Here is a 3,191-nt window from a genome sequence, read left to right as displayed (position 1 = left end):
AGCATGGGCATCACGGGCGTGGGCGAGGAGCGGGGCAGCAAGCGGTCTTCGGCCTCCTGCGTCATCACCACGATGCTGATGCGGCGGTTGATCGGGTCGGTGGGCAGGTCTTCGCGCAGCAGCCGGCTCGACGCCAGGCCTTCCACCCGGCGCAGCTTGTCCGGCGGCAGGCCACCGGCCACCAGCTCGCGGCGCGAGGCGTTGGCCCGGTCGGCCGACAGCTCCCAGTTGCTGTAGCCGCGCTCGCCGCTGCCGTAAGGCGTGGCGTCGGTGTGGCCGGCCAGGGCGATGCGGTTCTCCACGTCGCCCAGGGCCGCACCGATCTCGCGCAGGATGTCGCGCATATAGGGCTTGACCATCGCGCTGCCGGTGTCGAACATGGGCCTGTTCTGCTGGTCCACGATCTGGATGTGCAGGCCGTCGAGGGTTTTCTCCAGCTGGATCTGGGAGCCGAACTCCGCGAGCTTGGGGTTCTTCTCGATCAGCGTGGTGATCTTGCGCTCCAGGGCGTCGATGCGCGCGGCGTCGCGGCGCACCGAGTCGGCGCGCGCCATCTGCGCGCCGATGAGCTTGGCCGCGCGCTCGGCCTCGCCGCTGTCCATCTGGCCAAAGGATTTGCTCAGGTCGCGCCCGCCACCGGGCAGGATGCTGCTGCTGTTGCCCGTGCCCGGCCCGCCCATGAGCGAGACCTTCACCGGTGACTGGAAGTAGCTGGCAATGCCCTGCAACTCGCCCTTGGCGGTGGAGCCCAGCAGCCACATCAGCAGGAAGAAGGCCATCATCGCGGTCACGAAGTCGGCGTACGCGATCTTCCACGCACCGCCGTGGGCGGCATGGCCGCCCTTCTTGATGCGCTTGATGATGATCGGCTGAAGTTTCTTTCCATCACCCGCCATATGGAGCTCCCCCCTGCCGCGCTGCGCGCGACCCCCTCAAGGGGGCGGCGCTGGCGGCCCGGCAAAGCCGGTTCCGCGGCGCCCTGGAATGGCGTGTCTGCTCGCGTTGCATGGTTACTTCTTCTTCACATGCGTTTCGAGCTCGGCGAAGGTCGGCCGCACGTCGGCGAACAGCACCTTGCGGCCAAACTCGATCGCGGTCAGCGGGGCGTAGCCCTGCATGCTGGAGAGCAGCGTGGTCTTGACGCACAGCAGTTCCTTGCTGCCCTCTTCCATCTTCTGGTCGAGCAGGCCGCCCAGGGGTTCGAACACGCCATAGGCCAGCAAGATGCCAAGGAAGGTGCCGACCAGGGCCGAACCGATCATGCCGCCGAGCACGGCGGGCGGCTGGCCCACCGAGCCCATGGTGTTCACCACGCCCAGCACGGCGGCCACGATGCCGAAAGCCGGCAGCCCGCCGGCCAGGCGGGCGATGGCGGCCACCGGGGCGTGCGCTTCCTGGTGGTGGGTTTCGATCTCGGCATCCATCAGCGACTCGATCTCGTGCGCGTTGAGGTTGCCCGAGACCATCATGCGCAGGTAGTCGGTGATGAACTCGACCACGTGGTGGTCGGCCGCGATGGTGGGGTATTTCTTGAACAGCGCCGACTCATGCGGGTTCTCCACGTCCTGCTCGATCGCCATCAGGCCTTCCTTGCGGGCCTTTTGCAGGATGTCGAACAGCAGCGCGAGCAGCTCCATGTAACGCGCCTTGGTGTAGCGGCTGCCCTTGAAGCACTGGGCCAGGCCTTTGAACGACGCCTTGACCACCTTCATCTGGTTGTTGATGAGGAAAGCCCCCAGCGCCGCGCCCAGGATGGTGGTCAGCTCGAAGGGCAACGCCTTGAGCACGACACCGATGTTGCCTCCGTGGAATATGAATACCCCGAAGATGCAGACCATCGAAACCACGAAACCAATGATGACGAACATGTTCTTGTGCCTGGAAGAGGACGCGGCTGACCGCTGAGCGCGTGACTTGGAGGGATGCGTTTTCTATCGGCCAACTCTAGGGGGGATTGATGGGGGCCATAAACGCGAAATGGACCCGCATCGGGGTCCATTTCAGGGTTTGAGCGGAAAAGCTCGGGGTCAATGCAGCTTGAGGCCACCGTTGGCGCTGCCCTTGCCGGCGCGCGCCGGGGGCTGGCACAGGCCGCAGACGAAGTGCCGGTTTTCGTAGGGCTCGGTGACGAAGTGGCCGCCGCAGCAGGAGCACTTGGTCAGCGTGAGCATGCCGTTGTCCACGAACTTCACCAGGCGCCAGGCACGGGTGACCGAGAGCAGCGGCTCGATGGCGCTGGCCTGCATCTGCTCGCTGTACAGGCGGAAGGCTTTGATGACCGTGTCGATCTCTTCGAGTTCGCTGGTCTTGGAGAGGTACTCGTGGATGTTGAGGAACAGCGACGAGTGGATGTTGGGCTGCCAGGTCAGGAACCAGTCGGTCGAGAAGGGCAGCTGGCCCTTGGACGGCGACTTGCCGGCCACTTCCTTGTAAAGGCGCAGCAGGCGCTCGTAGGACAGGCTGGTTTCGTACTCCAGGACCTGCAGGCGGGCGCCGAGCTGGATCAGGGCGACGGCGCGCTCGATGTCACGCGACTCGTTGAGGATGCTCTTGCCTGCGGCCATGGTGGGCTCCTGGATGAAACGGAAGAAAGAGAAAAGGAAAGAAGAAGGAAAAGCGGGGAGCGCGGCTCAGTGAGCGGCCATGGACTCGGCGAAACGGCCGGCCATCAGGATGCTGGCGTGCAGCTGGGTGGTGGTGCTGTTGTCCACCTTCTTCACGTTGTGGCTGGTCAGCAGGTTCCACACCAGGTCGTCGTCGACGCGGAAGCGGCACAGCAGCATGTTGCTGGAAGCGATCTTGAGCAGTTGCGCCGTGGACAGCATGCCCAGCAGGTCGGCGGCTTCTTCGGTCAGACCCAGGCGGTACAGCGCTTCGGCGCGGTCCTTGCGGATCAGGTTCTGCGCCAGCATGAGGTACGTCAGGTTGGCTTCGCGGATTTCTGCCAGGAGTTGTTCGCTGTCCATGATGTTTCCTTCTTTCAGTGAGAGCCGCTGTTTGTTGGCCCGATGTATGAATTGTGTCGAGCGGTAAAAAAACTTGAATCGGGAAAAGTCTGTGCGTGCTGTCAGGTGCGCACCACCCCCTTGTCATCCAAACGCCTACAACCTTGGTACTCAAATCGATCCCGCCTGTGCAGCCGCCGCACAGCGTCCAGAGGCGTCAAGGGTCCGGCTAAGCCGGCCCGAGAC

Annotated in this window: 4 protein-coding genes; all 4 read right to left on the bottom strand. The window is 64.1% G+C overall.

Translation table 11 applies throughout. The features are described from left to right. Nucleotides 1–896: flagellar motor protein MotB (motB, locus tag KIT86_RS24755; RefSeq protein ID WP_297403353.1), on the bottom strand; the 896-nt coding region annotated here is incomplete at its 3' end. Between the two features lie 114 nt (nt 897–1,010). Further along, nucleotides 1,011–1,868, bottom strand: coding sequence for a flagellar motor stator protein MotA (gene motA / locus KIT86_RS24750; RefSeq protein WP_297403351.1), 858 nt, complete (start codon nt 1,866–1,868; stop codon nt 1,011–1,013). Between the two features lie 159 nt (nt 1,869–2,027). Beyond that, the gene (gene flhC, locus KIT86_RS24745; protein WP_297403349.1) at nt 2,028–2,564 is read right to left on the bottom strand and encodes a flagellar transcriptional regulator FlhC; all 537 of its coding nucleotides are present in this window, start codon (nt 2,562–2,564) and stop codon (nt 2,028–2,030) included. 66 nt (nt 2,565–2,630) lie between these two features. After that, entirely contained in the window at nt 2,631–2,966 is a 336-nt protein-coding gene (gene flhD / locus KIT86_RS24740; RefSeq protein ID WP_297403347.1) for a flagellar transcriptional regulator FlhD, read from the bottom strand. Between the last annotated feature and the right edge of the window lie 225 nt (nt 2,967–3,191).

Origin of the sequence: Hydrogenophaga sp. (assembly GCF_026125825.1) — a bacterium.
Classification (GTDB): Bacteria; Pseudomonadota; Gammaproteobacteria; order Burkholderiales; family Burkholderiaceae_C; genus Hydrogenophaga.
Note: the sequence above shows the minus strand (reverse complement) of the source record. Positions and strands in the feature narration are given on the sequence as shown.

What these genes read in the sequence shown, in the direction of transcription:
- motA (WP_297403351.1), bottom strand. Translation starts at nt 1,868, where the DNA reads ATGTTCGTCATCATTGGTTTCGTGGTTTCGATGGTCTGCATCTTCGGG.
- flhC (WP_297403349.1), bottom strand. Translation starts at nt 2,564, where the DNA reads ATGGCCGCAGGCAAGAGCATCCTCAACGAGTCGCGTGACATCGAGCGC.
- flhD (WP_297403347.1), bottom strand. Translation starts at nt 2,966, where the DNA reads ATGGACAGCGAACAACTCCTGGCAGAAATCCGCGAAGCCAACCTGACG.